The sequence below is a fragment of the Caulobacter sp. P1_D6 genome (genome assembly GCF_056406095.1).
In genome coordinates, this window is sequence record NZ_JBFUAW010000011.1 from 1 (window position 1) to 23,432 (window position 23,432).

Annotated in this window: 29 protein-coding genes and 1 pseudogene; 20 read left to right on the forward strand and 10 right to left on the reverse strand. The window is 67.4% G+C overall.

Going from position 1 to position 23,432, the window contains the following annotated elements; genetic code table 11:
* The 4 genes from AC1DYP_RS07615 to flbT form a co-directional block, all read right to left on the reverse strand.
* Positions 1 to 478, reverse strand: a 478-nt coding sequence (locus tag AC1DYP_RS07615) for a flagellin (RefSeq protein WP_477045827.1), incomplete at its 3' end; no start/stop codon positions are given.
* 320 nt (positions 479 to 798) lie between these two features.
* Entirely contained in the window at positions 799 to 1,617 is an 819-nt protein-coding gene (locus AC1DYP_RS07620; protein ID WP_477045828.1) for a flagellin, read from the reverse strand.
* 259 nt (positions 1,618 to 1,876) lie between these two features.
* Entirely contained in the window at positions 1,877 to 2,239 is a 363-nt protein-coding gene (gene flaF / locus AC1DYP_RS07625; protein ID WP_012286916.1) for a flagellar biosynthesis regulator FlaF, read from the reverse strand.
* Positions 2,229 to 2,624: a flagellar biosynthesis repressor FlbT gene (gene flbT / locus AC1DYP_RS07630; RefSeq protein WP_477034870.1), complete on the reverse strand. Its 396-nt coding sequence runs from the start codon at positions 2,622 to 2,624 to the stop codon at positions 2,229 to 2,231. The genes flaF and flbT overlap by 11 nt, the downstream gene beginning before the upstream one ends.
* 185 nt (positions 2,625 to 2,809) lie before the next feature.
* On the opposite strand from flbT, the gene AC1DYP_RS07635 reads away from it, so the two are divergent.
* The 7 genes from AC1DYP_RS07635 to AC1DYP_RS07665 all read left to right on the forward strand — a co-directional run bounded on the left by AC1DYP_RS07635 (position 2,810) and on the right by AC1DYP_RS07665 (position 8,625).
* Entirely contained in the window at positions 2,810 to 4,609 is a 1,800-nt protein-coding gene (locus tag AC1DYP_RS07635; RefSeq protein WP_477045829.1) for a tetratricopeptide repeat protein, read from the forward strand.
* Positions 4,610 to 4,703: 94 nt separating this feature from the next.
* Positions 4,704 to 5,423 carry a cytidylyltransferase domain-containing protein gene (locus tag AC1DYP_RS07640; RefSeq protein ID WP_477045830.1) on the forward strand — a complete coding sequence of 240 codons (720 nt, stop codon included), beginning with the start codon at positions 4,704 to 4,706 and terminating at the stop codon, positions 5,421 to 5,423.
* The gene (gene pseH / locus AC1DYP_RS07645) at positions 5,420 to 6,016 is read left to right on the forward strand and encodes a UDP-4-amino-4,6-dideoxy-N-acetyl-beta-L-altrosamine N-acetyltransferase (protein WP_477045831.1); all 597 of its coding nucleotides are present in this window, start codon (positions 5,420 to 5,422) and stop codon (positions 6,014 to 6,016) included. Before AC1DYP_RS07640 ends, pseH begins: the two co-directional genes overlap by 4 nt.
* A 106-nt stretch (positions 6,017 to 6,122) precedes the next feature.
* The gene (locus AC1DYP_RS07650; protein WP_477045832.1) at positions 6,123 to 6,512 is read left to right on the forward strand and encodes a primosomal protein; all 390 of its coding nucleotides are present in this window, start codon (positions 6,123 to 6,125) and stop codon (positions 6,510 to 6,512) included.
* A gap of 75 nt (positions 6,513 to 6,587) precedes the next feature.
* Positions 6,588 to 6,791, forward strand: coding sequence for a hypothetical protein (locus AC1DYP_RS07655; protein WP_477045833.1), 204 nt, complete (start codon positions 6,588 to 6,590; stop codon positions 6,789 to 6,791).
* A 62-nt stretch (positions 6,792 to 6,853) separates the two neighbouring features.
* Positions 6,854 to 7,723: an AAA family ATPase gene (locus AC1DYP_RS07660; RefSeq protein WP_477034864.1), complete on the forward strand. Its 870-nt coding sequence runs from the start codon at positions 6,854 to 6,856 to the stop codon at positions 7,721 to 7,723.
* A 71-nt stretch (positions 7,724 to 7,794) separates the two neighbouring features.
* On the forward strand, positions 7,795 to 8,625 hold the full coding sequence (locus tag AC1DYP_RS07665; RefSeq protein ID WP_477045834.1) for a hypothetical protein: 831 nt from the start codon (positions 7,795 to 7,797) through the stop codon (positions 8,623 to 8,625).
* Here AC1DYP_RS07665 and AC1DYP_RS07670 read toward each other — a convergent pair.
* Together AC1DYP_RS07670 and AC1DYP_RS07675 are read right to left on the reverse strand one after the other, a co-directional pair.
* Entirely contained in the window at positions 8,622 to 8,993 is a 372-nt protein-coding gene (locus tag AC1DYP_RS07670; RefSeq protein WP_477034862.1) for a hypothetical protein, read from the reverse strand. The genes AC1DYP_RS07665 and AC1DYP_RS07670 overlap by 4 nt on opposite strands.
* A 33-nt stretch (positions 8,994 to 9,026) precedes the next feature.
* Positions 9,027 to 9,842 (reverse strand): universal stress protein, encoded by an 816-nt coding sequence (locus AC1DYP_RS07675; RefSeq protein WP_477045835.1) that lies wholly within the window; start codon positions 9,840 to 9,842, stop codon positions 9,027 to 9,029.
* A gap of 138 nt (positions 9,843 to 9,980) precedes the next feature.
* On the opposite strand from AC1DYP_RS07675, the gene AC1DYP_RS07680 reads away from it, so the two are divergent.
* The 7 genes and pseudogenes from AC1DYP_RS07680 (at position 9,981) to AC1DYP_RS07710 (ending at position 15,039) form a co-directional block, all read left to right on the forward strand.
* Positions 9,981 to 10,622 carry a YfbR-like 5'-deoxynucleotidase gene (locus AC1DYP_RS07680; RefSeq protein WP_477045836.1) on the forward strand — a complete coding sequence of 214 codons (642 nt, stop codon included), beginning with the start codon at positions 9,981 to 9,983 and terminating at the stop codon, positions 10,620 to 10,622.
* Positions 10,561 to 11,611 (forward strand): annotated as a pseudogene (locus AC1DYP_RS07685) (NUDIX hydrolase). Before AC1DYP_RS07680 ends, AC1DYP_RS07685 begins: the two are co-directional and overlap by 62 nt.
* 5 nt (positions 11,612 to 11,616) lie before the next feature.
* Entirely contained in the window at positions 11,617 to 12,003 is a 387-nt protein-coding gene (locus AC1DYP_RS07690; RefSeq protein ID WP_477045837.1) for a hypothetical protein, read from the forward strand.
* 299 nt (positions 12,004 to 12,302) lie between these two features.
* A complete protein-coding gene (locus AC1DYP_RS07695; RefSeq protein WP_477045838.1) occupies positions 12,303 to 12,530 on the forward strand; it encodes a hypothetical protein in 228 nt (75 codons plus the stop codon).
* Positions 12,527 to 13,420: an SPFH domain-containing protein gene (locus tag AC1DYP_RS07700; RefSeq protein WP_477034857.1), complete on the forward strand. Its 894-nt coding sequence runs from the start codon at positions 12,527 to 12,529 to the stop codon at positions 13,418 to 13,420. Before AC1DYP_RS07695 ends, AC1DYP_RS07700 begins: the two co-directional genes overlap by 4 nt.
* 54 nt (positions 13,421 to 13,474) lie before the next feature.
* The gene (locus tag AC1DYP_RS07705; protein ID WP_477034856.1) at positions 13,475 to 14,149 is read left to right on the forward strand and encodes a phosphatase PAP2 family protein; all 675 of its coding nucleotides are present in this window, start codon (positions 13,475 to 13,477) and stop codon (positions 14,147 to 14,149) included.
* A gap of 5 nt (positions 14,150 to 14,154) precedes the next feature.
* Positions 14,155 to 15,039 (forward strand): alpha/beta fold hydrolase, encoded by an 885-nt coding sequence (locus AC1DYP_RS07710; protein WP_477045839.1) that lies wholly within the window; start codon positions 14,155 to 14,157, stop codon positions 15,037 to 15,039.
* On the opposite strand, the gene AC1DYP_RS07715 is transcribed toward AC1DYP_RS07710, so the two are convergent.
* On the reverse strand, positions 15,023 to 15,946 hold the full coding sequence (locus AC1DYP_RS07715; RefSeq protein WP_477045840.1) for a sterol desaturase family protein: 924 nt from the start codon (positions 15,944 to 15,946) through the stop codon (positions 15,023 to 15,025). The genes AC1DYP_RS07710 and AC1DYP_RS07715 overlap by 17 nt on opposite strands.
* The gene (locus AC1DYP_RS07720; RefSeq protein ID WP_477045841.1) at positions 15,943 to 16,359 is read right to left on the reverse strand and encodes a hypothetical protein; all 417 of its coding nucleotides are present in this window, start codon (positions 16,357 to 16,359) and stop codon (positions 15,943 to 15,945) included. Before AC1DYP_RS07720 ends, AC1DYP_RS07715 begins: the two co-directional genes overlap by 4 nt.
* 175 nt (positions 16,360 to 16,534) lie before the next feature.
* Here AC1DYP_RS07720 and AC1DYP_RS07725 point away from each other — a divergent pair, with 175 nt between their 5' ends.
* Positions 16,535 to 16,951: a DUF805 domain-containing protein gene (locus AC1DYP_RS07725; RefSeq protein ID WP_477045842.1), complete on the forward strand. Its 417-nt coding sequence runs from the start codon at positions 16,535 to 16,537 to the stop codon at positions 16,949 to 16,951.
* 99 nt (positions 16,952 to 17,050) lie between these two features.
* Here the strand turns inward: AC1DYP_RS07725 and AC1DYP_RS07730 are convergent, their stop codons facing one another.
* Positions 17,051 to 17,590, reverse strand: a complete 540-nt coding sequence (locus AC1DYP_RS07730) for a porin family protein (protein WP_477034851.1) — start codon at positions 17,588 to 17,590, stop codon at positions 17,051 to 17,053.
* Positions 17,591 to 17,903: 313 nt separating this feature from the next.
* On the opposite strand from AC1DYP_RS07730, the gene AC1DYP_RS07735 reads away from it, so the two are divergent.
* Complete coding sequence (locus AC1DYP_RS07735; RefSeq protein ID WP_477045843.1) at positions 17,904 to 19,019, forward strand: beta-ketoacyl-ACP synthase III; 1,116 nt, start codon at positions 17,904 to 17,906, stop codon at positions 19,017 to 19,019.
* 7 nt (positions 19,020 to 19,026) lie between these two features.
* Here the strand turns inward: AC1DYP_RS07735 and AC1DYP_RS07740 are convergent, their stop codons facing one another.
* The gene (locus AC1DYP_RS07740; RefSeq protein ID WP_477045844.1) at positions 19,027 to 20,499 is read right to left on the reverse strand and encodes a M48 family metalloprotease; all 1,473 of its coding nucleotides are present in this window, start codon (positions 20,497 to 20,499) and stop codon (positions 19,027 to 19,029) included.
* 172 nt (positions 20,500 to 20,671) lie between these two features.
* Here AC1DYP_RS07740 and tcyJ point away from each other — a divergent pair, with 172 nt between their 5' ends.
* The 4 genes from tcyJ to AC1DYP_RS07760 all read left to right on the forward strand — a co-directional run bounded on the left by tcyJ (position 20,672) and on the right by AC1DYP_RS07760 (position 23,302).
* Entirely contained in the window at positions 20,672 to 21,469 is a 798-nt protein-coding gene (tcyJ, locus tag AC1DYP_RS07745) for a cystine ABC transporter substrate-binding protein (protein WP_477045845.1), read from the forward strand.
* A 58-nt stretch (positions 21,470 to 21,527) separates the two neighbouring features.
* Positions 21,528 to 22,184: a cystine ABC transporter permease gene (gene tcyL / locus AC1DYP_RS07750; protein WP_477045846.1), complete on the forward strand. Its 657-nt coding sequence runs from the start codon at positions 21,528 to 21,530 to the stop codon at positions 22,182 to 22,184.
* On the forward strand, positions 22,181 to 22,936 hold the full coding sequence (locus tag AC1DYP_RS07755) for an amino acid ABC transporter ATP-binding protein (protein WP_477045847.1): 756 nt from the start codon (positions 22,181 to 22,183) through the stop codon (positions 22,934 to 22,936). The genes tcyL and AC1DYP_RS07755 overlap by 4 nt, the downstream gene beginning before the upstream one ends.
* A 63-nt stretch (positions 22,937 to 22,999) precedes the next feature.
* Positions 23,000 to 23,302, forward strand: a complete 303-nt coding sequence (locus AC1DYP_RS07760; protein WP_477034845.1) for a hypothetical protein — start codon at positions 23,000 to 23,002, stop codon at positions 23,300 to 23,302.
* Positions 23,303 to 23,432 lie beyond the last annotated feature (130 nt).

The window sequence follows — 23,432 nt, forward strand, 5'->3', positions numbered from 1 at the left end:
CGGCGGTGAACTGCGAGCCGTCCGAGTTGGCCAGGAAGGCCAGCTTGGTGGTCGAGCCGTCGGCGATCGAGACGCCGTTGAACTTGGCGTTGGTGACGGCCTTGGTGATCTGGTCGCGCAGGCTGTTGAAGTCGGACTTCAGGGCGTTGAACGACGAGGTGTTCAGCGAGGTGTCGGAAGCGGCGAGAGCCTTTTCCTTCATCTTGCCCAGCAGGTCGGTGACGGTGTCGCCGGCGGCCAGGGCCACGTCGATGGTCGACTGGCCGCGTTGCAGCGAGTCCTTCACGGCGTTCAGCGAGTTGGCGGTGGTCGATTGGTTCTTGGCCATCGCCCAGATCGCGCCGTTGTCCTTGGCGTTACCGACCTTCTTGCCGGTGTTGATGCGTTGCTGCGTGACCTGGAGTTCGCTGTTGGTGGCGTTCAGGTTTTGCAGGGCGATCATCGCGCCAGCGTTCGTGTTGATGCTATTCAGCGGCATCGCGACAGTTCCTATTCAAGGGTTCCGACGTCATTTTGACTGCCGGGAGCATTTTGCTCGAGGAACTAGGTAGCAATGATCGGGCCAAAACTGCCCACTAGGCAAAAATAGTCAACGCGCTGAAATATCAGAGTTATAGTTTAGTTTACTATATATTTGATCGGCACTATTTGCCGGGCGCGGCGCGATCTAGGTAAAATTTGCCGGGCAATTTCAGGCTGGGCTCGGACAATTCGACGAACCCTGGTCCCTGAAAAAAGAAATGCCGGACGGCCCTTGGACCGTCCGGCTTTGATCGCTTCTTGAAGCCTAGTCGCCGATCACTTGAAGAGCGAAAGGATCGACTGAGGCGTCTGGTTCGCGATCGACAGGGCTTGAACGCCCAGTTGCTGCTTCGTCTGCAGCGATTGCAGCTTGGCGCTTTCCTTGGCCAGGTCCGCATCGACCAGGTTACCGACACCCGCGTCCAGGCTGTCCTGCAGCTTACCCGTGAAGGTCAGATGCATGTCCAGACCGGTCGAGCTGGTGCCCAGGTTCGCCAACTTGTTCGTCGCCGTGGTCATCGACTTGGTGATCGTGTCGATCATGGTCTTGGCCGCGGCGGCGGTGGTGAAGGTCGACGTTGCAGCCAGACCCAGGCCGACGAGCGACAGGGTCTTGGCGGCCACCGTGTAGGCGACACCGTCCGAGTTGCTGAGGAACTGCAGCTTGGACGTGGTGCCGTCAACGAGGCTGACGCCGTTGAACTTGGCGTTGGTGACAGCCTTGGTGATCTGGTCACGCAGCGAGGTGAAGTCCGAAACCAGGGCTTTGAACGAAGCGGTGTTCAGCGAGGTGTCGGAAGCGGCCAGGGCCTTTTCCTTCATCTTGCCGAGCAGATCGGTGATGGTGTCGCCAGCGGCAAGGCCGACATCGATCGTGGACTGACCGCGCTGGAGGGAATCCTTCACGGCGTTCAGCGATTGCGACGTCGCGCTTTGCATCTTAGCCATCGACCAGATCGCGCCGTTGTCCTTGGCGTTGGAGATCTTCTTGCCGGTGTTGATGCGTTGCTGAGTGGTTTGGAGCTCCGCGTTGGTTGAGTTCAGGTTTTGCAGCGCGATCATTGCGCCGGCATTGGTGTTGATCGAGTTCAGCATGGTGGTTCTCGCCATTTTGGGAGGATTGCCCCGGCGTTTTGCCGGTCGGGCGTTTTGCCCACGGAACCCATCGCAAGCGGCGGGCCACTCGGCGCCACTTCGGCGGTATTTTTAAGATGCTGATTTTGCTGGATATTTTCCAGCCTCGGGCCAGATACGAAACCGCCCGGCGAATGCAGAATTCGCCGGGCGGCAGGTTTTTCCGGAAAGGTTTGCCGGTGGACTGAAAGCGCCCTCCCCGGCCCTCGGAGCTCGAGGATCAGGCCGCGTCGGCGCGGCCCGCCAGGCCTTGCATGATCATGCGGTTGATCTCGATCAGCGGCTCGAAATCCTCCTCCTTGCGCATCACGGCGCTGGAGTGGCGGCCGACCCACAGGCTGAGCGAGATGATGCTGGCGCGCAGCTGCACCGGCAGGGTGTTTTCCGGCAGCGAGCAGTCGGTCGCCAGCGCCGACCAGACCCGACGGTTCCAGTCGAGCGCGTCGATGCGCGTGGCGATGTCGTCCGCCGGCGCTTCGGACGCGGCCATCAGCGCGCGCGTCACCTGACCGAACAGACGATATTCCATCTCGCGCGGATTCTCGGTGCGCGTCGCCGTCTGTTGATAGGCCCTAAGAGACATGCCCCAACCTCTGATCTTCGTACTCGATTAGCTTGCGGCTCAGCATGAGCGCTTTGTAGTGCTCGCGCGCCATCACGTGCTTGGAGATGGCGATGCAGTCGGTCAGCACGTCGGGATTGCGCACCACGCCCATGAATTCGGTCAGGCGGGTGGCGAATTCCTCGTACTGGCGCTCGGCGTTGACCTCGTCCAGGTACATCATCATGACCGGGAAATAGATCCGACGCGCCGGCGTGGTGGCTTCGTCGGGCTGCATGATGTCCTTCTCACGCAGCACCGAGGCCTTGTTCTGAAGCACCAGGACGCCGCGACGGTCGCCGTTCTGGACCACCGCGCCGTTCAGCACGAACTTCTCGCCGGGTTTCAGCGACAGCTTCAATGGCACAAGGCCGCTCCCTCTTGCATTGCTGTGTCGCCCCCGACCCGTTGAGATAACGGCTTCAGAGCGCAAGCTAGGCGAAGGCGGTTAACGTCCTCTTGCCAGGCCTGCGGCCGTGGGACGCAGCTTAGGATACAATTAAGCATACTGACCCAGAGGATGACTCTCTCCAATCGCCAAGGCTTCAATAGATGTCCCGCAGTCGCGACACCCAGATTTCGGCCAGCGCCCTCGCCCAGGGCCAGGAAGCCGTGGCCAACGCCGTTCATCTGGGGGTGAAGGCGACGGCCATCGGCGATTCCGCTTCGGCCGACGCCCTCGCGCGGCTGGATCGTCAGGTCAACGAGGTGCGCAACCAGGACACCGCCAAGCTGGTGGCCCGCGCGATCCAGGCCATGCAGAGCCGCGATTTCGCCAAGGGCCAGAAGCTGGCGCTCAAGGCACTGGAGCGCGACGAGAAGCTGGGCGTGGCCTGGCACGTCCTGGGCATCGCGCGGGAGAAGACCGACGACTTCGCCGGCTCGATGCACTGCTACGAGGCGGCGCTGAGGCTGCTGCCCAACCATGGCCCGGTGGCCGGCGACCTGGGACGACTGGCCCTGCGCATCGGCATGCCGGAGCTCGCCGTCAAGTTCTTCCAGCACTATCTGAACGAGCGCCCCGGCGCCCTGGAAGGCATCAACAACCTGGCCTGCGCGTTGCGCGACCTCAATCGTTGCGAAGAGGCCATCGACGTCCTTCGTCCGGCGATCCAGGCCCATCCGGACCAGCCGCTGCTCTGGAACACCCTGGGCACGGTGATGTGCAGCCTGGGCGACGGCCAGACCGGCGTGACCTTCTTCGACGAAACGCTGCGGCTGAACCCCGAATTCGGCAAGGGTTATCACAACCGCGCCTACGCCAAGCTCGACCTCGGCGACGTCGAGGGCGCGCTGGCCGATTGCGACCGGGCCATCGCCCTGGCCGAGGACGCCGAGGACCTGGCGACCATCCAGTTCGGCCGCGCCACCATCCTGCTGGCCCTGGGCCGGGTGGCGGAAGGCTGGAAGGAATACGAAGTCCGCTTCTCCAACGACCTGGTCGAGGCGCCGCGCTTCACGATCACCGCGCCGCGCTGGCGTCCGGGCATGGACCTGGCCGGCAAGTCGCTGATGATCTGCGCCGAGCAGGGCCTGGGCGACGAGGTGATGCTGGCCAACGTCCTGCCCGACGTGATCGAGGCCCTGGGTCCCGACGGCGCCCTAACCCTGGCGGTCGAGCGCCGGCTGGTCCCGCTGTTCCAGCGCTCCTTCCCAGACGCTGTCATCTATCCGCACAAGACGGTCGCGTATGAAGGCCGGGTCTATCGGGGCGCGCCCGAGATCGAGGACTGGAGCGGCATCGACTTCTGGACGCCGATGGGCGCCCTGCTGGAGCCCTTCCGTTCCAGCCTGGACGCGTTCCCGAACCGTCCGAACTTCCTGACCGCCGATCCCGTCCGCGTCGAGCACTGGCGCCGGGAGCTGGAGAAGGCGCCGGCGGGCCCCAAGGTCGGGCTGCTGTGGAAGAGCCTGAAACTGAACGGCGAACGCGCCCGCCAGTTCTCGCCCTTCATGCTGTGGCGGCCGGTCTTCGAGGCTCCGGGCCTCACCTTCGTCAACCTGCAGTACGGCGACTGCAGCGAGGAGATCGCCCTGGCCAAGGAGCAGTTCGGCGTCGACATCTGGCAGCCGCCCGGCATCGACCTGAAGATGGACCTCGACGACGTCGCCGCCCTGTGCTGCGCCATGGACATGATCGTCGGCTTCTCCAACGCCACCACCAACCTGGGCGGCGCGTGCGGCGCGCCGATCTGGATGCTGACCGGCGCCTCGTCCTGGACCCGCCTGGGCGCCCAGAACTACCCCTGGTACCCGCAGACCCGCTGCTTCATCACGCCGGACTACAACGACTGGAATCCGACCATGCAAGAGGTCGGCGCCGCCCTGCGCGAGCGCTTCCCGACCGCTTGAGCCGGCAGGCTCCGCCACGAGGCCACCGCATTTCAACGGTAGAGGAACACCGGTGTCCGGGCTTCAAGATCCCGTCCTAACCTTGGGTACGCCATTGCCGCTCGCCATACTCCAAGCTCGGATGTCTTCGACACGGCTTCCCGGAAAGGTGCTGGCCGACCTGGCCGGGGCGCCGATGATCCTGAGGCAGATCGAACGGCTCAAGCGCGCGACCCGGCTGGAGCGGATCGTCGTCGCCACCTCGGACCAGGCCAGCGACGACCCGCTGGCCGTCTGCCTGATCGCCGCCGGCGTTCCGGTGTTCCGCGGCTCGCTTGACGACGTGCTGGCCCGCTATATCGGCGTGATCGAAGCCTTCGGGCCAATCCGCACCGTGGTGCGCCTGACCGCCGATTGCCCCCTCGCCGATCCGAGCGTGATCGACCAGACCCTGGCGCTCCATGAGCGCTCGGGCGCCGACTACACCTCAAACACCCCGATCCGGCGCAGTTTCGCCAAGGGCCTGGACGTCGAGGTCTTCGAATCCGTGGCCCTGAAGATCGCCGCCGACGAGACCGTCGATCCTTACGACCACGAGCACGTCACGCCGTTCCTCTACCGCCATCCCAACCGGTTCAGGATCGAGGGCCTCGAGCAGGCCGCCGACGAGGGCGACGTGCGCTGGACGGTCGATCGGCCGGACGACCTGGACTTCGTCCGCGCGGTGTACGACGAACTCTACGCGACCAATCCGGCCTTTACCTCGGACGACGTGCGGGCTTTCGTGCGGAGCCGGCCCGACTTGGCCGCCCTGGGGGGAGATCGCCGCGTATGACCCTGCAAGCCTCGGACGCCGTCGCCTCGCACGCCGTCGTCCTTCGCGACGTGACCGAAGGCGACCGCCAGAGGCTGCTGGACTGGCGCAACAGTCCCGAGGTCGCGGCCTTCATGTATTCCGACCACAGGATCGGCCAGGCCGAGCATGACCGCTGGTTCGACGGCATGGCCGGCGACGCCCGCCGTCGCTACTGGGTGATCGAGGTCGACGGCGAGCCGGTGGGCCTGGCCAACCTGGCCGACATCGACGCCCGCAACCGTCGCTGCGCCTGGGCCTACTATCTGGCCAGCCCGTCGGTGCGCGGCCTGGGCGTCGGTTCGTACATCGAGTTCTGGATGATCGAGTACGTCTTCCGGACCCTGGGCTTCGACAAGCTGTGGTGCGAGGTGCTGCTGTCCAACGAGAGCGTCTGGAAGCTGCACGAGCGCTACGGCTTCCAGCGCGAGGCGCTGTTCCGCCACCACGTGGTCAAGGACGGCGCGCCGGCCGACGTGGTCGGACTGGGCTTGCTCGCGGAAGATTGGCCTGCCCGGCGCGAGGAGATGGCCCAGCGCCTGCTCGCCAAGGGCTACGCCCTCCCCTTCGCCTAGCGCCCTTCACCTGAAATTCACGGAACAATCGTCGCGGACGGCGGGTTGAATCGGGGACCGAGGGCGCCGCCCTCGCCTTCGTTCTTTGGCTTCAGGGAGCCCCGCCATGCCCACCGACATCGACTATGACGACCAGGATGGCGCGGAAGCCCTGGACGAAACCAACCTGACCGAGGACGGCGAAGACATCGCCAATTTCGACGAGTTGGACGACGTCTTGGACGTCACCCAGGCGGAGGGCGACGCTGACGAGGACGAAGACGACACCGACGATCTGCTCGACGACGAGGATCTGGACGACATCGACGACGAGCTGGAAGGCGAGCGCGACGACGAGGGCCTGGACGTCGAGCGCGAGCCGCTCAGCGCCATCGCCGGCGACGACGAGGATGTCGAGGGCTCCATCTCGGACGACGACGACAGCGCCGCCGACTTCGAATCCACCGAACTGGCGGACGACGACATCGAATCCCTCGGCTACGCCGAGGAAAGCTGAGACCTCCAAGACGGCCGGCCGAGATTGAAGCCGGATCGCTCGACGCCTAGATTTGGAGGCGACAGGAGAGCGACCATGCCCGACGCCAAGTCCGACTCCGACCTCGACGATCAGGTCGAAGACCTCGAGGAGCAACTGGAAGAAGGGCTGGAGGACAGCTTTCCGGCCAGCGATCCGCCGTCGGTGGCCCGCCGCCACCGCAAGCCGTCCGAGCCGTTGAAACCCCGCGACGAAGCGGGACCACAAGCCGGCTTGATCCGATCGACCGTTGGTCTGTAGGTTGGTCCTGATTTGAACAACTGTTCGAGGCGTCCTTATTCCAGACGCCGTCAGGAAACCGCATGAGCTCTCGCTTCGAAGGCACCGCCGATTACGTCGCAACCGACGACCTGAAGGTAGCTGTCAACGCCGCCGTGGCCTTGGAACGTCCCCTGCTGATCAAGGGCGAGCCCGGCACCGGCAAGACGGTGCTGGCCTACGAAGTGGCCAAGGCGATGAACGCGCCGCTGCTGACCTGGCACATCAAGTCGACCACCAAGGCCCAGCAAGGCCTCTACGAGTACGACGCGGTGACCCGCCTGCGCGACAGCCAGCTGGGCGACGAGCGGGTCAAGGACGTCCGCAACTACATCAAGAAGGGCAAGCTGTGGGAGGCCTTCGAGGCCCCCGTCCGCCCCGTGCTGCTGATCGACGAGATCGACAAGGCCGACATCGAGTTCCCCAACGACCTGCTGCAGGAGCTCGATCGCAACGAGTTCTACGTCTACGAGACCAACGAGACGATCGCCGCCAAGGTCCGGCCGATCATCATCATCACGTCGAACAACGAGAAGGAGTTGCCGGACGCCTTCCTGCGGCGCTGCTTCTTCCATTACATCCGCTTCCCGGAAGAAGCGACGATGCAGGCCATCGTCGACGTGCACTTCCCGGGCATCAAGCAGAAGCTGGTCGCCGAGGCCCTGCGGATCTTCTACGACATGCGCAAGGTGCCGGGCCTGAAGAAGAAGCCCTCGACGTCCGAGCTGCTGGACTGGCTGAAGCTGCTGTTGGTCGAGGACATCGACGAGACCACCCTGCGCGAGAAGGATCCGACCAAGCTGATCCCGCCGCTGCACGGCGCCCTGCTGAAGAACGAGCAGGACGTCCATCTGTTCGAGCGCCTGGCCTTCCTGGCGCGCCGCGAAGGGTCGGGCGCGCGGCCGGGGCAATAGCCGTTACCGCGATTTCATTGGATTTCCGCCCGCCGCCAGATCACGTTCGCGCCGAACGGGAGATTCCTTTGATGCGTTACCTGCCGCTGCTGGCCGTGAGCCTGATGGCCCTGGCCGCCTGCTCGCCCAAGGTCGAGGTTTCGCACGACGACCACAAGGTCTCGGGCAAGCGCGCTCCGCTACGGGCGATCAGCAAGCTGGACTGCCCCGAACGGCAGGGCGAGCTGAAGCGCGTCAGCGCCGCCGCCGACGGCCAGAGCTGCCTCTATGCCGGCCAGAACGCCGAGGTCACCCTGAGCCTGGTCGCCCTGAACGGCGGCGACGCCGAGGCCGCCCTGGCGCCGATCGAGGCCGACCTGAAGTCCCTGATGCCGGTCATGAAGGCGCCTTCCACGCCGACCCCGCCCGACGGCAAGCCGCGCGGCGAGAGCGCCAAGATCAGCCTGCCCGGCATTAAGATCGACGCCCACGACAAGGGCGCCGACATCAAGATCGGCGGCCTGTCGATCAATGCCAACGACGACGGCGCCGAGGTCCGGGTGGCCAAGAACGTCACCGTCCGCGACGGCGACACCGTCAAGCACGTCACCGAGCGCACCAGCGGCGGCAATTCGAACGTCAGCGTCAAGTCCAGCAACGACGAAGAGGGCGACACCGAGATCCACGCCACCGACGACGGCGCCCAGATCCGTCAGCGCAAGGGCGGCGACGGCGTGCGCGCCACCCTGATCCTGGCCAGCGACAAGGCGGCGAGCGGCTACCGAGTGGTCGGCTACGAAGCCCGCGGTCCCAAGGGCGGCCCCCTGGCCGTGGCCGTGGTCAAGGCCAGGGGCCGCGACGGCAGCGACCACGACATCTTCGAGGACATGAAGACCCTGGTCCGCCACAACGTCGGGGGCTAAACCGGCGTCACCTCCATCACCTTGTAGGTCAGCGGCCGGCCGTCCTCGTCGGTGACGGTGACGTATTCGCCCAGGGCGAAGCGGTGCTGGCCCAGGCGATGGACCGGCTCGTCGTCCAGCTCGACATCCTCGTCATAGTCGAAGAACCAGCGCTCGCCGCGTCGGTTCAGGCGGCCGTCGGCGGCGTCCTCGTCCGGGGCGAAGCGGCGCACCACGCAGTCGTCCTTGGCCTTGGCGTAGGCCGCGGCGTCCAGCAAGCCATCCTCGGTGAGCGGCGCGGTCAATGCGTAGCCCCGGTGATCGTCGCCTCCCGCGAACTCGGTGCCGGGATTACGGGCCAGGCGCATGACGATGCGTGACAGGGACATTTTACGTCCTCCTTCTTTCACGAAAACAACACTCTAGTGCGACAGGAACAGCGAGGGGCCGTCGTTGTTCAGCAGGCTTCGGGTGGTGCCCCCGAAGATGAATTCCTGCAGGCGCGGGTGGCCGAAGGCCCCCGCCACTAGGAAGTCGGCCCCGACGTCCTTGGCCGCCCCCAGCAGCAGCCCGGCCGCGTCGCCGCCCGAGCCCTCGACCACCTTGGTGGTGGCGGTCACGCCGCGCGCGGCCAGGAACTCGACCAGGCGCTCCAGGGCGAAGCTGCGCGACGAGGCGTCCGGCGCGCCCGCCACGACGACCTTGGCGGCCTTCTGCAGCAGCGGCAGCGACGTGCGCATGGCCCGGCTGGCCTCCTTGCCGCCGTCCCAGGCCACCATGACGGTCCCGCCGACCTTCAGGCCCGGACGAGCGACCACCACCGGGCGCTGCTCGTCGGCGATCATCTGCTGGAACGCCTCGGCCAGCGGACCCTTGCCGCGCGCGGCGGCGCTGTCGAAGACGATCACGTCCGACAGCCGCCCTTCCATGGCCAGGCCCGCCCAGACCGGCGATTCCAGGCTGATCGCCTTGCTGCGGGCGTAGCCCAGCTCGGCCACCAGCTTGTCGACGGCGTGATGGCCCTCGACGGCCGCCTCCTTCAGGCTTTCCAGCGCCGTGACCTGCACGCCGCCCATGAAGCCCTCGCCCATCCACGGCATCAGGTCGGCCATGTCGGCGGGCGCGTGGACGCAGGCCAGCTCCGCGTCGAAGCCCTCGGCCAGCACCCTGGCGGCCTCCAGGAGCCCTCGATCGGCGGCGGCGCCAGCCAGCGGCGCCATGATTCTCATCCAGCTCATGATCGATCTCCCGGTCCAAGCATTCCAAACGGCGAAGGCATTTCCACAGGCAACGACCCGGCCCTCATTGATCTTTCTCAATCGATGGGCCAGTCCAGACTGGGTAAGGCCTGCACCTTCACCGTAAGGAACGAATTCGTGGCCAAAGGGCTGCATAAAACTCCGCCCAGGGCGTGGCAGCGCATGCTGTCGGGACGCAGGCTCGACCTGCTGGATCCTTCGCCCATGGACATCGAGATCGAGGACATCGCCCACGGCCTGGCCCGGGTGGCGCGCTGGAACGGCCAGACGACGGGCGAGCACGGCTTCTCGGTGGCCCAGCACAGCGTGGTGGTCGAGGAGATCGCCGCCCACATCCGGCCCGACCTGGAGCCCAAATGGCGGCTGGCCGCCCTGCTGCACGACGCCAGCGAATATGTGATCGGCGACATGATCAGCCCGTTCAAGGCGGCCCTGGGCGTCAGCTACAAGGACTTCGAGGCCCGGTTGGAGGACGCCATCCACATCCGCTTCGGCCTGCCGGTGAAGACCCCGCCAATGATCAAGAAGCTGATCAAGCAGGCCGACCGGGCCTGCGCCTTCTTCGAGGCCACCCAGTTGGCCGGGTTCGATCACGCCGAGTCCCTGGCGATCTTCGGCGCGCCGCCGCCCGGTTACGACCTGAAGATCCTGCCCCTGCCGCCGTTCGAGGCCCAGGCCCGCTATGTTCAGCGCTTCCATGTGCTGTCCCGCGCGGCCGGCTTCGAGTCCGCGCCCGGCGCGGCGTTCGAGACCGAATGACCGGCGGGACCTCCACCTCGGTCGTCATCGGCCTGTCGGCGGTGGTGGTGGCCATCCGCGACGGCGAGGCCGTGGTGCTGACGGTCCGGCCGCACGACGCGGTGACCGACGTCGCCAGTCCCCTGCCCGGCCTGCCGTTCGGTCCGTTCGACCCGGCCGGCCACCGCACCTTCGAGCTGGGCCTGCGGGCCTTCGTCACCGAACAGACCCGGTTCCAGCTGGGTTATGTCGAGCAGCTCTACACCTTCGGCGACGAGGGCCGCGACGCGCCGCGCGCCGAGATGGGGGCCGGCGCCGCCCGGGTCGTCTCGGTCGGCTATCTGGGCCTGACCCCCACCGCCGTCGAGACCCAGGTCCCCGACACCGCCTGGGCCCCGTGGTCGGCCTTCTTCCCATGGGAGGACTGGCGTCACGGCCGCCCCGCCCTGCTGGACGACGCCATCGCCCCCGCCCTGCGCCGCTGGGCGGGCGAGGACGCCGGCAAGTGGTCGCGCGCCCGCCTGGCCTTCGCCCTGGACGGCGCGCCGTGGAACGAGGAACGCGTGCTGGAGCGCTACGAGCTGCTTTACGAGGCCGGCCTGGCCCCCGAGGCCGCCCGCGACCGGGCCCGGGCCGAGGGCCACGACCCGGCCGAGCCCGCCGCCCTGTCGGCCGCCCTGGGCGAGCCGATGATCTCGGACCACCGCCGCATCCTGGCCACCGGCCTCTCGCGCATCCGGGGCAAGATCAAGTACCGCCCGGTGGTGTTCGAGCTGATGCCGGCCGAGTTCACCCTCTCGGCTCTGCAGCGCACGGTCGAGGCCATCGCCGGCGTGCCGCTGCACAAGCAGAACTTCCGCCGCGTGGTCGAGCGCGAGGACCTGGTCGAGGGCCTGGGCCGCCAGGACGCCGACACCGGCGGCCGCCCGGCCGAGCTGTTCCGCTTCCGCCGCGAGATCCTGACGGCGCGGCCGGCCATGGGCCTGAGCCTGCCGCTGCTGCGGGACTAGCCGGCGTGGCGAACCTTTCCCGCATGCATCTGATCGTCGGCGGTGTCGCGATCCTCGTCCTGGCCGGTCTCGGCGCGGGCGTGACCGCCTATCTCCTGCGCGACACCCAGACCCCGGTCGCGGATCGCGGGACCGACAACGCCGAGGCCATCGAGGGCGCCCGCATCGCCGTCGCTGGCCGCTTCCCCCAGGCCCAGGCCGTCGACTTCGGCAAGGTCTTCGTCCACTGGGACGGCGAGATCCCCTCGGTCTGCGGCGAGGTCGACATCGTCGAGGAACAGGACGGCTTCGACGGCGCCGAGCGCTTCGTCTGGTCGCAAGGCGCCCTGGCGCTGGAGGAGATCGACGGCGGCGACGTGCTGGACCGGCAGTGGAGCGATCTCTGCGCGTGAGGCTCCGAACGACGCCCCGGCGGCCGACGCGTTGGTCCTTCACCTGCTGACTGGCCATCGTTGTCTCTCCGGCCTGATGCGTGAATTCGCCGGCCGGACGCAGTTGGACTATGCGTCCGACGGGGTCCGCTGCGAGATCGAGGCCGCCCTCTAAGCCCGGCCTCGCTGGCCGGCTCTCCGCGGAAGCGGCGACGACGTGTCTGTGGACAAGGTTTCACGTGCGTAGCTTGACAAGACTTGCCACTCTGACCTGGGCTTGGCCGCCGCACGGCGCCGCCGAGAGCTCGACGGAGGGCGTGATGATCTATGCAAAGGCCACGGCCTATCTCGTCGCCTGGGTGTCGCTGGCGATCGTCCTGATCCGCGTCATCGTCGGCCCGCTCTGGGGTTCGGCCACCGACATCGGCCTGATCGCCGCGCCCATCGCCTTCGCCCTCGGAGTCGTGGGTCTGGGGCTGCTGGCGTCGATCATGCTCAAAGACATCAACAAGACTCGCCAATCGACCAACGGGGATATCGGGGAATGACCGAAGACTTCCAGACCAAGGCCGCCAAGGCCCGCGCCAGGGTGAAGGCGACGGGGCGCAACTTCGCCATCGGCGGGGTCAGTCTGCTGGTCCTGGTGCTGGGCTCCTGCAGCGTCGCCTCGCACAGCACGACGGTCGAGCCCGGCAACGCCGGCGTGAAGATCAAGACCCTGGGCTCGGGCGCCGGCGTCTCGCCCGAGCCCCTGCCCGCCCGCTGGTACTTCCGCGGGATCGGCGAGCGCATCGTCCAGTATCCGGTGATCCAGCGCACCTACAGCTATACGCGCGAGAAGGACGAGCGCGGCAACGAGAACGAGGAGATCACCTTCTCCGACAACACCGGCCTGCCGATGACGGCGGACGTATCGGTGACCCTGCAGGTCAACCCGGCCTCGGCGCCCAACCTCTACCAGACCTACCGCCTGTCGTTCGACCAGCTGCTGGACGGCCCGATCCGCAACGACGTGCGCTCGGCCGTCGCGGCCGAAGCCGAGAAGGTCGGGGTCGAGACGCTCTACAGCGGCGGCCGCCAGGCGGTGATGCAGCGCGCCTTCGCCCGGGTGTCGGGCAAGTGGGCCAAACACGGCGTCACGGTCTCGCAAATGGATTGGATCGGCTCGATCCGCTATCCGGACGCCATCATCCAGCAGATGCAGAACAAGACCCAGCTGGAGCAGGAAGCCCTGGCCGCCAAGGCGCTGGAAGCCAAGGAGACGGCCCTGGCCAACGCCGCGATCGCCAAGGCGCGCGGCGAGGCCGAATCCATTCGCATCAAGGGCGAGGCGATCCGCGCCAACCCGCAGATCCTCCAGCAGCTGGCCATCGAGAAGTGGAACGGCGAACTGCCCAAGGTGACCGGCGGCGCCACGCCCTTCGTCAAGATCGATTGACGGATTGGGCGGATCGCCGAGGGAACGGCGGCCGGGCGCGCACATTCAAGCCTGATGCATCGCGCCCGGCACTACCTGAACCCCCGCACCGAAGGCTTCGCCCTGGCCGCCCTGCTCGGGCTGGGCGTGGCGCTGGCGGTGTTCCAGGACGTGGCCGACGACCAGAACGAGGCCGACGGCCAGGCGTCCGACTGGAAGATTCTCAAGGCCCTGCGGACCGACGGTGACCCTGCCGAGCCCGTCGGCCCCCGGTGGCTCAAGGAAAGCCTGACCGAGACCAGCGCCCTGGGCGGGATCACCGTGCTGGCCGGACTGACGGCGGTGACGGCCGGCGGCCTGGCCATCGCCGGCAAGCGCCGCGAGGCCCTGCTGACGGCGGGCGTGTTCGCCGGCGCCCTGGTGCTGAGCGAGGGGCTGAAGAACCTGTTCAAGCGCAGCCGGCCGCCGGCCGAATACCGCGCCGCCGAGGCGGTCAACGAGAGCTTCCCCAGCGGCCACGCCCTGCTGTCGGCCGCGACGTTTCTGTCGCTGGGCATACTGTTCGCGCAGGGAGCCAAAGGCACGGCGCTGCGGGCCTACGGCCTGGCCGTGGGGGCGACGACGGCCGCCGCCGTCGGTTTCAGCCGGGTGTTCCTCGGCGTCCACTGGACCAACGACGTGCTGGGCGGCTGGGCCGCGGGCTCGGCCTGGGCGGCGACCTGCTGGCTGGTGGGCCGCGAGCGGCGGTAGGCCTCATGACCTCCGACCCGCCCGGCGAACCCGCCCTCCAGACGATGCGCCTCGCTCAGGGGATCGATCTCGCCTTCAGGACCGCGGGCGACAGGGCTCGGCCCGCGCTGGTGCTGCTGCATGGCTTCCCCAGTTCGTCCCGGACCTTTCGCCGGTTGATCGGACCGCTGTCACGGCTGGCCTATGTGGTGGCGCCCGACCTGCCCGGCTTCGGCGCTTCGGACGTGCTGGATCGGCCGTCGTTCTCGGCGTTCAGCGACTGCGTCGAGGAACTGCTCGAGCGGCTGGAGGTCGGCGAACGCTTCATCTACCTCCACGACTTCGGCGCGCCCGTCGGCCTGCGGCTGGCCATGCGCGCGCCGGATAAGGTCCGTGGTCTCGTCATCCAGAACGCCAACGCCCATCGTTCGGGCCTTGGTCCTCAATGGGCCGACACCCTGGAATTCTGGTCCGCGCCCGACGCCCGGAACGAAGCGGCGGCCACCGCCCATCTCACCCCGGACGGCCTGCGCGAGCAGTATGTCGGCGGCCTGCCGGCAGAGCTCGCCGCGCGCATCGATCCCCGGGTCTGGGCCGAGGACTGGCGCGTCATGGGCCTGCCAGGCCGGATGGAGACCCAGCGCGCCTTGATCGCGGACTATGCCAGCCACGTGGCGCGGTTCGACGAGATCGCGTCCTACCTGGCCGCGCATCAGCCGCCGGCCCTGCTGTTGTGGGGCCGGCACGATCCGTTCTTCGACCTGGCGGAGGTCTCGTCCTGGCTGGCGGCGCTTCCGCGCATGGAAGCCCACGTCTTCGACGCCGGGCATTTCCTGCTGGAGACCCACGCGGATCAGGCGGCCCGGCTCATGGGCGAGTTCCTCGCGCCGCGGCTCACTCCGCGGCCCTGATCTCCGCGTCCGCCGTGCCTTCGCGCTCCAGCCGCGCCCGCCACTTCGCCTTCAGGGTGTGGGACGTGTCGCGCGAGCCGTCGTGGCTCCAGCCCGGCGGGCCGAAGATATAGCCCAGGGCGTGGCGCGGATGACGGACCACATCCTTCCCGATGCCGATGAACTCGTGGAAGACGTTGGTCAGCAGGTTGAAGCTGGCCAGGTTCTTCACCGTCCCGTAGCGGCAGGGCTCCTCGTCGACCTCGGGGATGAAGGTGCCGAACATCCGGTCCCAGATGATCAGGATGCCGGCGTAGTTGGCGTCCAGGTAGCGGGCGTTGCGGGCGTGGTGCACCCGGTGGTGCGAGGGGGTGTTGAACACCGCCTCGAACCAGCGCGGCATGCGCTTGATCGCCTCGGTGTGGATCCAGAACTGGTAGATCAGGCTGATCCCCTTCTGGATGGCCACCATGGCCGGCGGGAAGCCCAGGAACGACAGCGGCAGCCACAGCAGCCAGGTGCCCACCACGCCGCCCGTCCAGGTCTGCCGCAGGGCCGTCGACAGGTTGTAGTGGGTGGAGGTGTGGTGGTTGACGTGGCTGGCCCACCAGAAGCGCCGCTCGTGGGCGATGCGGTGGAACCAGTAGTAGGTCAGGTCCTCGGCGAAGAAGAGGATCACCCAGGCCCAGACGGCGGTCATCGGGATCGTGAAGATCCGATGCTGCCAGACCCACACGGTGGCGGCGAAGATCGCCCCGCCCAGGATCGCCCCGGCGATGCTGCTCCCCAGGCCCAGGGTCAGGGACATGGCGGTGTCCTTGGCCTCGTAGCGGGCGTTGGCCTTGCCCATCCGGGCCAGGACGATCTCGAGGATGACGGCCAGCACGAAGAACGGGATGGCCATCTGCACGGGGTCGAAGGTCTTCATGCGACGGCTTCCCGGGACGCGAATTCGGCCGAAACAAGTTGGGGGGGCGGCCAGACGCCGTCCTTCAGGGCCAGGCGCGGGGCGCCGTCGGCGGTCTTGAGGACGAGGAACCCCTTGTCGGCCTTGGCGGCCAGGGCGGCGGTCCAGGCCAGGTCGCGGGCCACATAGCCGTCGCCCTTGCGCCAGGCGACCAGGGCCCGGTCGCCCGAACGCGCCACAAGGCCGGCGCCGTCGGCGGCGATCCACAGGGCGTCGATGCGCTCGTCGGGGAACTCCACGGCCAGCAGGGCCCGGGCGCCGTCGGCGTCGAGCGGCGGGGTCGCGCGCGGAATCCGCGCCCAGGCCGCGATGGCGACCAGCAGGCTGACGGCCACGGCCGAGCCCAGCAATTGGACCAACAGCGCCTTGTCCAAACGACGCTTCCTCCCGAAAACTTGACGCCAGCGTCACGCTCCACGCTTCGAGCGTCAAGGGCGACGTAGGGTCACGGCGCGACGGGCGCCGGCGTCTTTGGGTGTTTACGCCGCCCGTTTTCCTGCCCAAGGTTGTGCGTCCGCCAGGGAGCGGGCGGCTTTTTGGGAATTCGTCATGTCGCTGATGTTCCAGCCGTTCAAGAAATACGCCGACTTCAACGGCCGCGCGCGTCGCTCGGAATACTGGCTGTTCTCGCTGTTCTGCTTCATCGTCGGCATCGTCATCGGCATTCTGCGCGTGGCGACCGGCGGCTTCGAGTCGTTGGAAAGCAATCGGATGGATCCGATCGGCATCCTCAACCTGCTGTTTTCGCTGGCCGTGCTGGTCCCCAGCATCGCCGTGGCCTTCCGCCGCCTGCATGACACCAACCGCTCGGCCTGGTGGATTCTGATCGGCCTGATCCCGCTGCTCGGCTGGATCGTGCTGATCGTCTTCTACCTGCTGCCCGGCACGCCGGGCCCGAACCGCTTCGGCCCCGACCCGAAGTCGCCGCACGCCGGCGGCGCCGACGCCGCGGAAGTGTTCAGCTGATCCCGGTCTGAGCCGCGCTCAGACCGCCTGATACGACGACGCGCGCCCCCGAAAGGAGGCGCGCGTCTTTCGTTTCAGCCCAGGTTTCGGGCTTTGGGCCTAGAACTTCCGCGCGTAGCCCACCGACACCACGTTGGCGTCGGCCGCGTCGTTGTCGCGGTATTGCTGGCGGGTGTAGTCGACGCGGACGCCGTTCTTGTCGTCGACCTTGTATTGGGCGCCGACGCCGTAGTTGACGCTGTCGGCGTCGAACTTGTTCTCGACCCCGGCCACGGTCTGCTTGAACTGGCTGTTGCCGTAGCCGACGCGGGCCAGCAGGTCGATGTTCGGGGTCACCGGCAGGAAGCCCACGCCGTAGACCGCGGCCTGGTGGGTCTGCTCGATGTTGGACCGGACGCCGGCCTGGTCGATGTTGTCGTCCTTGACGCCGCCGGACAGCTCGCCCTCGACGCCGAAGTGCGGGGTCAGCTTGGCGCCCAGGCGGCCCTGCACCGCGCCGGTGTCGGCGCCCTCGGCGCGGGAACCGGCGTAGCCCAGGGTCCCATAGACCTCTTGAGCCTGCGACAGGGCGGGAACAGCGGCGACCGAAAGGGCGGCCAAGGACCCGGTAAGGGCGGCCGCCGTCATGAGAGTTTTCATTGTTGTACTCCTTGGCACTAGCGAGGCAGGGGGAGCGCCTCGACCTGACCTGGATAGCCTCGCCATGGGGCCGCCTTTGGACCCTGGCGCGCCCGTTTGGGGCCATTGGGTGTCGATCTCGACACGTCCGTGGCGATTGTGGCGGCGCGAAAACGTTCCGTATTCCGCGTCGAAAGCCACAGGGTGTGGCTTCCCTGCCGCGCGGGGAAAGGTGACGCCCACGTCAGGCGTGCTATTGATCGGTCACAAAGTCAGAGCCGCGCTCCCAAACCTTTTCAGAGGGAGGCGCGCCAGCGTCACCGGGACCGCCGCCTTGCCTAAAGCCGTCATCGTCGCCACGGGGCTCTACACCCCGCCGTTCAGCGTTTCGAACACCGAGCTGGTCGAAGCCTTCAACGCTTACGTCGAGCGCTTCAACGCCGCCAACGCCGAGGCGATCGCCGCCGGCGAGGTCGTCGCGCTGGCCCCCTCCTCGCCCGAATTCATCGAGAAGGCCTCGGGCATCAAGGCCCGCTACGTGATGGACAAGGCCGGGATCATCGACCCCGAGGTCATGCGCCCGATCCTGCCCGAGCGCTCCAACGACGAGATTTCGATCCTGGCCGAAATGGCCGTCGAGGCCGCCAGGCAGGCGATCGCCCGCTGGGGCAAGCCCGTTTCCGAGATCGGGGCGGTGATCTGTGCGGCCTCGAACATGCAGCGCGCCTATCCGGCCATGGCCATCGAGGTGCAGCAGGCCCTGGGCATCGAGGGCTTTGCGTTCGACATGAACGTCGCCTGTTCGTCGGCCACCTTCGGCATCAAGACCGCCGCCGACTTCATCGCCACCGGCAGCGCCAAGGCCGTGCTGATGGTCAATCCCGAGATCTGCTCGGGCCATCTGAATTTCACCGACCGCGACAGCCATTTCATCTTCGGCGACGTGGCCACGGCCGTGATCCTGGAAGACGAAAGCCAGGCGACCGGCGGCTGGGAGATCCTGGGCACACGGCTGAAGACCGAGTTCTCGAACAACATCCGCAACAACTTCGGCTTCCTCAATCGCACCGCCCCCGAGGGGATCGGCGCCAAGGACAAGCTGTTCGTGCAGGAAGGCCGCAAGGTGTTCCGCGAGGTGGTGCCGATGGTCAGCCAGATGATCGTCGAGCACGCCGGCGACATCGGCGTGGACCCCACGGGCCTCAAGCGCCTGTGGCTCCACCAGGCCAACATCAACATGAACGATCTCATCGCGCGAAAAGTGCTGGGCCGCGATCCCGAGCCCGGCGAGAACGTGATCATCCTGGACACCTACGCCAACACCAGCTCGGCCGGTTCGATCATCGCCTTCCACACCGCCAACGACGACTTCGCGCCGGGCGAGACGGGCCTGATCTGCAGCTTCGGCGCGGGTTATTCGGCGGGCACGGTGTTCGTCAGGAAGCGGTAGGTCCGATCTACTTGATGGCCTGGAAGACGACCGGCGTCGCAGGCATGCCGTGGCCCGCCAGCGTCCACCCCGTCGTCGAACGGCCGATGACGTAACAACGGGGCGGTCCGGCGTCGAACAGGCACAGCTTGTCGCCTTCGATGCCAAAGCGCCCCTGGTTTGAGCCAAAGTCCTGGCTCTGGAACCAGGTTCCGTCGGTCCTGAGGACCAGGTCGCCCGTGCCCACCGGCAAGGTCCGCTGCAGAGCGACGGCTTGGCCAGCGAACGCCCGTCTGGCTGCGGCCGTATCGAACGCGAGCGCCTCCGACTTCGGGTGCGCCGCCTTCCAGTCCATCGCCCGACGGATGCGATTGCCCACGGCCGGGTGGTCGTAGAATAGCACCTCCTCGAGCCGGCTAGGCGTCGCCGCGCGGTATTCGATGGTCTTGACCAGGGCCTTGGACAGGCCGTCCGGCTCGTTGAAGTGGACCAGGCTGTAGTGGTCGGCGTCGCTTTCGGCGATGCGGATCAGGCTGTTGGTCACCGGCGTGCCCAGCAGCGACAGCGCCGCCATGATCACGCTCAGCACCGGCAGGCCGGCGGGGTCGGCGACACCCTTGACCGTGTCGGCGCCCAACAGGGCCGAGACCGGCGCGAACAGGCGGTCGACCAGGAAGAAGGCCAGGATCGCCAGCAGGCTCATCACGCCCGCGATCCACAGCGAATGATGGTGGGCGTAGTGGCCCATCTCGTGGCCGACGACGCCGCGCACCTCGGCCAGGTCCGCGCCCTGCTTGAACATGGTGTCGCTCATCGCCACCCGCGCCGAGCCGAACGCGCCCGAGACGTTGGCGGTGTAGGCGTTGGACTGCTTGGAGCCGTTGTAGACGAAGATCTTGTCGGCCGGGACGCCGTTGGCCTTGGCCATGGCCACGACCTGGTCGCGCACCGGACCGGCCGGCGCGGGGGTGTACTGGTTGAAGATCGGCTGGATATAGATCGGCGACAGCACCATCAGGATAGTGATGAACACCGCCGTCAGCCCGCCGCTCCACAGCCACCAGGTGCGCGGAGCCTTGCGGATCAGGGCATAAAGCGCCGTCAGGAACAGGCCGAACAGCACCGCGCCGATCGCCATGTCGATCGCCGCCTCGCCCAGCCAGCCGGTGAAGGCCTGGCTGGTCAGGCCGTACTGCTTCTGCCGCCACCAGCCGGCATAGGCCGACCACGGCAGGCTGAGCACGCTGTCGACCAGCAGATAGACGACGCCCACCACCAGGCTGACCAGCACCGGCCGCGACTTGCGCCGCTCCAGCCGTCGCCGCAGCCCGACAAGCACGCCGCTGCGCACGATCAGGAACGCCGTCAGCACCGAAACCAGGAAGCCCCACAACAGCAGCCAGTGGCCGCCCTGGGTGTAGGCCGTGGCCTTGGCGTGCGCCTCGGGCGGCAGTTGCGCCAGATAGGCCGCGGTGGCGGCGACCGGATCGAACTGAGCCAACGGAATTCCCCCAACGACAGTACAGCCTCGCAGGAAGCCAGAGCGCGGCCCCGGCGTCAGGTTAAATCTCGGTCAGGTGAGCCCCAGCGGTAGCGGCGGCGACGCTTGCCACTGGCGGCGGCGCGCCGGGCGTATAGAAATGCGTCGATGATTTTCGTCTTCCGAGGCTCGCATGCGATTCCCCGCTCGTCGTGAACTCCTGATCGCCCTGGCCCTGGGAGCGACCGCCGCCCTCGCCGGCTGCGGCGGCAAGACTGGGAACGTCGCCGAGAGCGGGCTCAAGCGCGTCGAGGCGACCAAGGTCCTGCGCGTCGGGCTGGAAGGCACCTATCCGCCGTTCAACTTCCAGGACAAGGACGGCCAGCTGGCCGGCTTCGAGGTCGATTTCGCCAACGCCCTGGCCGCCCAGATGAAGGTCAAGGCCGAGTTCCACCCCTCGCCGTTCGCGGGCCTGCTGGGCGCGTTGGAGTCCAAGCGGATCGACGTGGTGATCAACCAGATCACCATCACGCCGGAACGGGCGGCCAAATACGACTTCTCTCGGCCCTACACCGTCTCGGGCATCCAGATCATCGTCCGCAAGGGCCAGACGGGCGTCGCCACGCCCGCCGACCTGGCGGGCAAGAAGGTCGGCGTGGGCCTGGGCACCAACTACGAGAGCTGGCTGCGGGCCAATGTCCCGACCGCCGTCGTGCGCACCTATGACGACGATCCCACCAAGTACCAGGACCTGAAGGCCGGCCGCATCGACGCGGTGCTGAACGATCGTCTGGTGGCCGCCGACTTCGTCAAGACCACGCCCGACTTCGTCGCCTCGGGCCCGCCGTTCGCCAGCCAGGGCATGGGCGTGGCCATGCTGCGCGACCCGGCCATGAAGGTGACCGTCGACCAGGCCATCGACGCCCTGCGCGCCAACGGCCAGCTGGCGGCGATCTCGACCAAGTGGTTCGGGCAGGACGTGACGAAGTGAATCCGGCTCGTTCCATGATTGGGGACAGGCGCATGCGCCTGTCCCCGGCCATTCCCCGATGAACCCCGCCCTCGATCTCATCGCCCAGTCCGCCCCGCTGCTGCTGAAAGGCGCGGGCTACACGGTGCTGCTCAGCCTGATCGGCATGGGCGTGGGGCTGGTGATCGGCTTTGGCCTGGCGCTGATGCGGCTGTCGCGCAGCCCGCTGCTGCGCTGGCCGGCGGCGGTCTACGTCTCGGCGATCCGGGGCACGCCGCTCTTGGTGCAGCTGTTCCTGATCTACTACGGCCTGCCGCAGTTGGGCGTCCAGCTGCCGCCGCTGCTGGCGGCGGGGATCGGCTTTTCGATCAATATCGGCGCCTATGCGGGCGAGATCCTGCGCAGCGCCATCGCCGCCGTCGACAAGGGCCAGTGGGAAGCCGCCAGCGTGCTGGGCATGAGCCGCGGCCAGGCCCTGCGGCGGGTGATCCTGCCCCAGGCCGCCCGCACCGCCGTCGCGCCGCTGTCCAACAGCTTCATCAGCCTGGTCAAGGACACCTCGCTGGCCGCCACCATCCAGGTGCCCGAGCTGTTCCGCCAGGCCCAGCTGATCACCGCCCGCACCTACGAGATCTTCGCGATGTATCTGGCGGCCGCCGCCCTCTACTGGATCCTCTCCAGCCTGCTGGCCCTGGGCCAGACCCGGCTGGAACGCCAGGCGGAGGGCCGCCGATGACCACCCTCTTGGGGAGCGCCATCGAGGCCAACGGCCTGATCAAGCGCTTCGGCGCCACCACCGTCGTCAACGGCGTCGACCTGACCGTCGCGCCCGGCGAGGTGGTCGCGGTCATCGGCCCCAGCGGTTCGGGCAAGAGCACCCTGCTGCGCTGCCTGGCGGGGCTGGAGCTGATCGACGGCGGGACCCTGACCGTGGCCGGCGTAACCGCCGGGTCCAAGCCGCCCCTGGCCCGCGCCCTGAAAGGCCGGGTCGGCTTCGTGTTCCAGAGCTTCAACCTCTTCCCGCACCGCACGGCCCTGCAGAACGTGGCCGAGGGCCTGATCGTGGTGCGCGGCGTCAAGCCGGCGCAAGCCCACGAGAAAGCCCGGGCCCTGCTGACCAAGGTCGGCCTGGCCCATCGGGTCGACGCCTATCCCCGCGAGCTGTCCGGCGGCCAGCAGCAGCGCTGCGCGATCGCCCGGGCGCTGGCCATGGATCCCGAGGTCATCCTGTTCGACGAACCGACCTCGGCGCTCGACCCGGAACTGGTCGGCGAGGTGCTGACGGTGATCCGCGACCTGGCCGCCGAGAAGCGCACCATGGTCATCGTGACCCACCAAATGGACTTCGCGCGGGATGTGGCGGATCGGACGCTGTTCATGGATGACGGCGTTATAATTGAACAAGGCCCTTCCGCCGCCGTGCTGGGATCGCCTAAGGAAGATCGCACGCGGCGATTCCTCAGCAAGGTTAGCGGCCTAAGGTCATAATTTGGCCTCCGGCGCCCCTCACCTCCTCGCCGCCGACGCCGTGTGCATTGAGGCGAGGTCCCAGTGAAACAATATATCGATCTGCAAGGCGCATCGGGCGCCGTCTACCGTTACAAGCTGGCCGAGGATCGCGATCCTCGGACGACGATCGCCGGCAATTTCGTGTTCGTCGACGCGCACGGGACGATCATCTATGCGGGTGAGGCCAACAACCTGCATGGGGCCGGCAACCGCTTCCCCGAGGCCGCGCTGAAGCACAAGGCCGAACACCTCTATACGCGCCTGAACGTCTCGGGCGCCTCGCGCTCGGACGAGCTGCAGGACATCGTGGCGGCCGTGAAGCCGGTCATGAACCGGGGCGAGTAGGCCCCTCTCGGAGCTCCCGGCCGACAGAAACGTCGTCCCGGGATCCGTCCGACCTCCTACGGTCGAGCTTCCCTCGAAAATACGGCACGAAAAGAGAACGCGGCGGCGTCCACATCCGGCGCAGGCTTCG

Coding starts and splice junctions, on each gene's coding strand:
- AC1DYP_RS07620 (WP_477045828.1), bottom strand. CDS start 1,617: ATGCTGAACTCGATCAACACCAATGCCGGCGCAATGATCGCGCTGCAA.
- flaF (WP_012286916.1), bottom strand. CDS start 2,239: ATGTCTCTTAGGGCCTATCAACAGACGGCGACGCGCACCGAGAATCCG.
- AC1DYP_RS07635 (WP_477045829.1), top strand. CDS start 2,810: ATGTCCCGCAGTCGCGACACCCAGATTTCGGCCAGCGCCCTCGCCCAG.
- pseH (WP_477045831.1), top strand. CDS start 5,420: ATGACCCTGCAAGCCTCGGACGCCGTCGCCTCGCACGCCGTCGTCCTT.
- AC1DYP_RS07650 (WP_477045832.1), top strand. CDS start 6,123: ATGCCCACCGACATCGACTATGACGACCAGGATGGCGCGGAAGCCCTG.
- AC1DYP_RS07655 (WP_477045833.1), top strand. CDS start 6,588: ATGCCCGACGCCAAGTCCGACTCCGACCTCGACGATCAGGTCGAAGAC.
- AC1DYP_RS07660 (WP_477034864.1), top strand. CDS start 6,854: ATGAGCTCTCGCTTCGAAGGCACCGCCGATTACGTCGCAACCGACGAC.
- AC1DYP_RS07665 (WP_477045834.1), top strand. CDS start 7,795: ATGCGTTACCTGCCGCTGCTGGCCGTGAGCCTGATGGCCCTGGCCGCC.
- AC1DYP_RS07670 (WP_477034862.1), bottom strand. CDS start 8,993: ATGTCCCTGTCACGCATCGTCATGCGCCTGGCCCGTAATCCCGGCACC.
- AC1DYP_RS07675 (WP_477045835.1), bottom strand. CDS start 9,842: ATGAGCTGGATGAGAATCATGGCGCCGCTGGCTGGCGCCGCCGCCGAT.
- AC1DYP_RS07695 (WP_477045838.1), top strand. CDS start 12,303: ATGATCTATGCAAAGGCCACGGCCTATCTCGTCGCCTGGGTGTCGCTG.
- AC1DYP_RS07700 (WP_477034857.1), top strand. CDS start 12,527: ATGACCGAAGACTTCCAGACCAAGGCCGCCAAGGCCCGCGCCAGGGTG.
- AC1DYP_RS07705 (WP_477034856.1), top strand. CDS start 13,475: ATGCATCGCGCCCGGCACTACCTGAACCCCCGCACCGAAGGCTTCGCC.
- AC1DYP_RS07710 (WP_477045839.1), top strand. CDS start 14,155: ATGACCTCCGACCCGCCCGGCGAACCCGCCCTCCAGACGATGCGCCTC.
- AC1DYP_RS07715 (WP_477045840.1), bottom strand. CDS start 15,946: ATGAAGACCTTCGACCCCGTGCAGATGGCCATCCCGTTCTTCGTGCTG.
- AC1DYP_RS07725 (WP_477045842.1), top strand. CDS start 16,535: ATGTCGCTGATGTTCCAGCCGTTCAAGAAATACGCCGACTTCAACGGC.
- AC1DYP_RS07730 (WP_477034851.1), bottom strand. CDS start 17,590: ATGAAAACTCTCATGACGGCGGCCGCCCTTACCGGGTCCTTGGCCGCC.
- tcyJ (WP_477045845.1), top strand. CDS start 20,672: ATGCGATTCCCCGCTCGTCGTGAACTCCTGATCGCCCTGGCCCTGGGA.
- tcyL (WP_477045846.1), top strand. CDS start 21,528: ATGAACCCCGCCCTCGATCTCATCGCCCAGTCCGCCCCGCTGCTGCTG.
- AC1DYP_RS07755 (WP_477045847.1), top strand. CDS start 22,181: ATGACCACCCTCTTGGGGAGCGCCATCGAGGCCAACGGCCTGATCAAG.